Annotated in this window: 1 rRNA gene; it reads right to left on the bottom strand. The window is 54.9% G+C overall.

Going from position 1 to position 971, the window contains the following annotated elements:
- Window positions 1-971 (bottom strand): 23S ribosomal RNA (locus ACFSO0_RS00580); the annotation flags it as partial.

The raw sequence follows: 971 nt of genomic DNA, 5'->3' as shown, positions 1-971 counted from the left end.
GAGTTATCCCGCGCACCTTAGGATTCTCTCCTCGCCTACCTGTGTCGGTTTGCGGTACGGGCACCTTGTTCCTCGCTAGACGCTTTTCTTGGCAGTGTGAAATCAGGGACTTCGGTACTACAATTTCCCTCGCCATCACAGCTTGCCCTTGCGGTGTGCGGATTTGCCTACACACCAGGCTTGCTGCTTGGACGGCCATCCAGTAGGCCGCTCGCCCTATCCTCCTGCGTCACGCCATTGCTCAAGCGGAACATAAGGTGGTACAGGAATATCAACCTGTTGTCCATCGCCTACGCCTTTCGGCCTCAGCTTAGGTCCCGACTAACCCTGGGAGGACGAGCCTTCCCCAGGAACCCTTAGGCTTTCGGTGGACAAGATTCTCACTTGTCTTTTCGCTACTTACACCGGCATTCTCACTTCCAAGCGCTCCACCGCTCTTTCCAGTACGGCTTCACTGCTGCTTGGAACGCTCCCCTACCCAGTCCATACGGACTGCCATAGCTTCGGTGATACGTTTAGCCCCGTTACATTTTCCGCGCAGAGTCACTCGACCAGTGAGCTATTACGCACTCTTTAAATGGTGGCTGCTTCTAAGCCAACATCCTGGTTGTCTGGGCAACTCCACATCGTTTCCCACTTAACGTATACTTGGGGACCTTAGCTGATGGTCTGGGCTGTTTCCCTTTTGACGATGGATCTTAGCACTCACCGTCTGACTCCCGGACATAAGTCATTGGCATTCGGAGTTTGACTGAGTTCGGTAACCCGATGAGGGCCCCTAGCCCAATCAGTGCTCTACCTCCAAGACTCTAAGGGTCCCACCGGACACAAGCTTACGCTCGCGTCCGGCGGGGTCCCGATCCGAGGCTAGCCCTAAAGCTATTTCGGGGAGAACCAGCTATCTCCGAGTTCGATTGGAATTTCACCGCTAGCCACACCTCATCCCCGCACTTTTCAACGTGCGTGGGTTC

This window comes from Brevibacillus sp. GCM10020057, from assembly GCF_042683565.1.
Taxonomy (GTDB): domain Bacteria; phylum Bacillota; class Bacilli; order Brevibacillales; family Brevibacillaceae; genus Brevibacillus.
This window is presented reverse-complemented; position numbering and strand designations above follow the sequence as displayed.